1 pseudogene is annotated in these 671 nt (G+C 75.9%); it reads left to right on the top strand.

Annotation, left to right across the window (positions count from 1 at the left end):
- Window positions 1-126: 126 nt before the first annotated feature.
- Window positions 127-671 (top strand): annotated as a pseudogene (locus NON00_RS24635) (thiol reductant ABC exporter subunit CydC); the annotation flags it as partial.

The raw sequence follows: 671 nt of genomic DNA, 5'->3' as shown, positions 1-671 counted from the left end.
GGGGTGGCACGGCCACCCCAGACCCCGCGATCAGAAAAACAGATGTGGGGGTCTGGGGGAACTCAGTTCCCCCAGCGGGGTCCGGGGCAGCGCCCCGGCTTTTCTTGAAGTTTCAGGCGCCCGCTCATGATCGCTGATCTCCTCCGTGTCCTCGGCCTCTGGCGCGCCCGCGGTCCCTGGCTGCTGGCGGGCGTGGTGGTGGCCGTGCTGGCCACCCTTTCGGGCGTGGCGCTGCTGGCCTTTGCCGGGCGTGGCGTCTCCGAGGGCCTGCGCACCGGCGCGCTGACCGGCGTGGCCGTCGGCTCCCTGCTGCTGCTGCGCCCGCTGATGCTGGCCCGCCCGGCGATGCGCTACCTGGAGCGGCTGGTCACCCACTCCGCCACCTTCCGCGCCCTGGCCGATACCCGCCTCTGGTTCTTCCGCCGCCTGGCGGAGCGGCTGCCGGCCGGGCTGGGCCTGCGCCGGGCGGGCGACCTGCTGGGCCGCCTCGTCACCGATGTCGAGGCGCTGGATGGCCTCTACCTCCGCGCCCTGGTGCCGGGGGCGGCGGCGCTCTCCGTCGTGCTGGCCGTGGCGCTGCTGCTCGGCGTGGCCGGGCCGGGGCTGGCCGTGGTGGTGGCGCTGCCGCTGGCGCTCGCCCTGGCGCTGCCGCCGCTGCTCGCCCCCGGGGC

It is taken from the genome of Roseomonas sp. GC11 (assembly GCF_024437745.1).
In the GTDB taxonomy this organism is placed as follows: Bacteria; Pseudomonadota; Alphaproteobacteria; order Acetobacterales; family Acetobacteraceae; genus Pseudoroseomonas.
The sequence above is the reverse complement of the archived record's forward strand: the minus strand, read 5'-3'. Positions and strand labels throughout refer to the sequence as shown.